Genomic DNA, 2973 nt, shown 5'->3' on the forward strand with positions numbered 1-2973 from the left:
AGTCCCTGTTCTGGTTGGAACGGCGGTGGCCACAGGGACCGGTGTGATCTGGTGGCGAGCTGCCGCAGCGCTGGTGGTGGCCCTCGCCCTCCAGGTGGCAGTCAACTACGCAAACGATCTGTCTGACGGCCTGCGTGGAACCGATGGTCCGGAACGCGTCGGTCCGGCCCGCCTGGTGGGTGGGGGCTTGGCTACCCCCGAGGAGGTCCGGACGGCCATGCTTCTCGCCTTCGCCCTGGCTTCTGTGGCGGGCCTCACCCTCGCCGCTGCTGTGACCCCGTGGCTACTCGTCGTGGGAGCTGCGTCGGTGGCAGCCGGGTGGTTTTACACCGGCGGGTCCCGGCCGTATGGCTACCGGGGACTGGGCGAGGTGTTCGTGTTCGCCTTCTTCGGCCTGGTGGCCACGGTGGGCAGCACATACGTGCATCAACAGCGGATGCCAGGCTTGGCCTGGCTGGCCGCTGTTGCCGTGGGGTTCCTGGCCTGCTCCCTCCTAGTCGTCAACAACCTACGTGACCGGGTGGGCGACGAGGAGGGAGGGAAGCGGACGTTGGCCGTCCGGCTGGGAGACCGCCGGACCCGGCTGTTGTACGTAGCACTCCTGGACGGCTCTCTGGTCGTGGGGTCGTTGTGCGCCCTGTCCCGACCTTGGGCTGCCCTGGTATTGATCGCTGGCCTGATGGCCGGGCCATCAGTACGCAGGGTGCTGGCCGGAGCCGAGGGCCCAGACCTAGTGGATGTCCTGGCCCGAACCGGAAAGATCCAGATGGTGGCCGGGGCGTTACTGGCCCTAGGCCTGGCCCTGTCGGCATGACCGACTGGCCTTAGGTCCGGCTAGCGCTCAAGAGTTGAGCGATGCCGCCGCTGCACCGGTCTTTGGCCACCTCAACGAAGCCGGCCGTGGCGATGGTGGCCAGCAGGTCAGCTTCGGGTGGAAGGTAGGCGACCGAACGGGGGAGGTACCGGTACGCGTCTCGGTCCGACAGGAGCCCACCGATGAACGGAACCACCCGACCAAAATAGACGCTGTGGCCAAGACGCAGGAAAGGGCTACGGGGTCGGTCGACCTCCAGTAGGGCGATCCGTCCGCCGGGCCGGAGTACCCGGGCCAACTCAGCCAGGAAGGGCTCCAAAGCGGTCAGATTCCGGAGAGCGAATCCGCAGGTGATCCCGTCCACCGAACGGTCGGCCACCGGGAGTTGGAGAGCATCGGCGTGGACGAGTGGAGCGTTAGTGGTGGCAGCGGCCAGCATCCCCCAGGAGAGATCCATACCGACGACTCGGTGGCCGGCGTTCTCCAGGTCCCGGCACAGGTCTCCGGTCCCGCAGGCCAGATCGAGCACGGTGGAACCGGCCGGCAGGCCCAGTCGGAGCACCGCACGGTGCCGCCACCGGACGTCGAGGCGGAACGTCATGATTCGGTTGACTAAGTCGTAGCGGGGGGCGATGGCGTCAAACATGGACCGCACAGCGGCGGCTTTCTCAGCGCCTTGGAGAAGGGGACGTGAGGGGTCGGGGATCTGGGCGCCGGAGAAGGTCACGGATCCCTCCGGCTCATCGGAACCAGATGCGCTGGTGTTCCCGGCTGGTTGGGTGAAGCAGGAGGATCAGCAAGACCACCGGGAAGAGCAGGATCAGTGCCGTGGTCACCGGGTTGCCCAGGCCGTACCACCGCAGGCGCCAGACCACGGCCAGCGAGGCCGCCATTACGCCCAGACGCCAGCCCCAGCGACGGTCGTTGGCCAGTCCCCAGGCGGCGGGGAACATGGCCGCGCCCACCATGGCCAGAAAGGGGCCTCGTACCAGGTTGAACAGCCCCTCGATGTACAGGAGCATCGTGGCGCTGAGCAGCGTCTGGGGATGGAAGCGGTTCAGCCAACTTCGCGCCTGCATGGGCGCCAGTCTGTCAGCGTCAGCGTGTGATCCGACCCCGCCTGCGCGGTTCGCCGATCAGGTAGCGGGTTGGCGGCGGATGGGAACAGCTACCCGGATGTCAGTTCGGTCAGCACGCAGCTGGCCACAGGCGGCGTCAATCTCGGTTCCCCGGGTCCGTCGGATCGTGGCGTTGGAGCCGTGAGAGCGCAACTCGTCGGCGAAGGCCCGAACCCGGTCGGGGGGCGAGCCGACGGTGGGCCATCCGGGCGTGGGGTTCAGCGGGATCAGGTTTACGTGGGCACCGAGCGGTCGGGCATAGGCGGCTAGCCGCCGGGCGTCCTCCGGACGGTCGTTGGTGCCGTCGATGAGGGCCCACTCGAAAGACAGTCGTCGGCCGGTGGCCGTCACGTGTTCCCGACAGGCCTCAGCCAGCTCGGCCAAGGGCCACCGTCGGTTGATGGGGACCAGCTCGTCCCGGAGGTCGTCGTCAGCGGCGTGCAGGGAGACGGCCAGGTTGACGGGGAGAGACTCTGTGGCCAGACGACGGATGCCGGGTACTAGGCCCACGGTGGAGATGGTCAGGTGACGGGCAGATAGCCCGAGGCCGTCATGGATCCGCTCCACGGCCGCCCAGGTCCTGTCGTAGTTGGCCAAGGGCTCACCCATGCCCATAAACACCACGTTGGAGACCCGCCGGTCGCCGGCATCGACTTGGGCCCTGACCACCTGTTCCACGATCTCCCCGGCGGTCAGGTGGCGGTCGAAGCCCATCTGGCCGGTGGCACAGAACCCGCAGGCCATGGCGCAACCGGCCTGGGTGCTTACGCAGACTGTGGAACGGTTCCGGTAGTGCATAAGGACTGTCTCGATGAGGGTGCCGTCAGCGAGACGCCACAGCCACTTCACAGTCCTCCCCCGGTCGCCCACCGAGCGGGTGTCCTCTACGAGGGCGGCGGGAAGGTGTTCGGCTAGGTCCCTGCGGAGGGAGGCGGGCAGCGTGGTCATCTCCTCCGGTTCAGCTAGGGCGTGGTACAGGGCCTGCCAGAGTTGATCTAGGCGATATGTGGGCTGGTCGACCAGCAGGTCAGCCAAAGCCTC

Annotated in this window: 4 protein-coding genes; 1 reads left to right on the forward strand and 3 read right to left on the reverse strand. The window is 67.4% G+C overall.

Annotated elements, in window-relative coordinates; all coding sequences use genetic code 11:
• Positions 1–814: 1,4-dihydroxy-2-naphthoate polyprenyltransferase (locus MK181_10855; protein MCH2420296.1), on the forward strand; the 814-nt coding region annotated here is incomplete at its 5' end.
• A gap of 10 nt (positions 815–824) precedes the next feature.
• Here the strand turns inward: MK181_10855 and MK181_10860 are convergent.
• Genes MK181_10860 through rlmN form a run of 3 tightly spaced genes read right to left on the reverse strand, consistent with a single transcriptional unit; the run spans position 825 to position 2967 of the window.
• Positions 825–1541, reverse strand: a complete 717-nt coding sequence (locus MK181_10860) for a ubiquinone/menaquinone biosynthesis methyltransferase (protein MCH2420297.1) — start codon at positions 1539–1541, stop codon at positions 825–827.
• Positions 1542–1554: 13 nt separating this feature from the next.
• Positions 1555–1893: a hypothetical protein gene (locus MK181_10865; protein MCH2420298.1), complete on the reverse strand. Its 339-nt coding sequence runs from the start codon at positions 1891–1893 to the stop codon at positions 1555–1557.
• Between the two features lie 57 nt (positions 1894–1950).
• On the reverse strand, positions 1951–2967 hold the full coding sequence (gene rlmN / locus MK181_10870; protein MCH2420299.1) for a 23S rRNA (adenine(2503)-C(2))-methyltransferase RlmN: 1017 nt from the start codon (positions 2965–2967) through the stop codon (positions 1951–1953).
• Positions 2968–2973: the final 6 nt, after the last annotated feature.

It is taken from the genome of Acidimicrobiales bacterium, assembly GCA_022452035.1.
In the GTDB taxonomy this organism is placed as follows: domain Bacteria; phylum Actinomycetota; class Acidimicrobiia; order Acidimicrobiales; family MedAcidi-G1; genus UBA9410.

Bases quoted from the DNA above. Each gene is read 5' to 3' on its own strand.
- MK181_10865 (MCH2420298.1), bottom strand. From the start codon at position 1,893: ATGCAGGCGCGAAGTTGGCTGAACCGCTTCCATCCCCAGACGCTGCTC.